Source organism: Psychrobacter sp. 1Y4 (genome assembly GCF_051847555.1).
On the sequence record NZ_JBPYDE010000490.1, the window covers coordinates 1 to 740 of the forward strand.

The following is a 740-nucleotide window of genomic DNA, read 5'->3' on the forward strand; positions in this document are numbered from 1 at the left end:
TGGCATTGATGGTGGCATAAGCGCCTAACGCTTTGGCCAGTGCCAGCTTGTCATCGGCGATATCTACCGCAATTACATTGGCACCCAGACTATTGGCAATCATAATGGCAGACAGGCCAACGCCGCCACAACCATGTACCGCGACCCACTGACCCGCGCTGACTTTCCCTTGATCCACCACCGCTCTAAATGAGGTGACAAAACGGCAACCAAGGCTAGCTGCGGTGGTAAAGTCGATGGTTTCAGGCAAATGGACTAAGTTGACATCGGCGTGATGGATAACTACGTATTCTGCAAATGAGCCCCAGTCGGTAAAACCCGGTTGGGTTTGGTTACCGCAGACTTGATGGTTACCAGAATGGCATTCATGACAGCTGCCGCAGCCGCTGACAAACGGCACGGTGACGCGGTCCCCCACCTTAAAGCGCGTGACATTACGGCCAACTTCGGCAATGACACCAGCAAACTCATGACCAGGTACATGTGGCAGCTCGATATCAGGATCATGCCCCATCCATCCATGCCAGTCACTACGGCACACGCCAGTCGCTTCCACCTTAATTACCACATCATCGGCTTCTGGCGTGGGATCTGCCACCTGCATTAGTTTAGGTGTGGAACCAAAATTTTCATAAACAACTGCTTTCATACATCCTCTCTTTTCTATAACAAGGCATGACATTTATTCTACTTAGATAAGCCAAACAGTATCAGCAACTACGCGATTTTTCTGCCTGTCC

Annotated in this window: 1 protein-coding gene; it reads right to left on the minus strand. The window is 50.7% G+C overall.

Annotation, left to right across the window (positions count from 1 at the left end; genetic code table 11):
- Nucleotides 1-649: alcohol dehydrogenase catalytic domain-containing protein (locus ACS8FC_RS17140; protein WP_439297672.1), on the minus strand; the 649-nt coding region annotated here is incomplete at its 3' end.
- Nucleotides 650-740 lie beyond the last annotated feature (91 nt).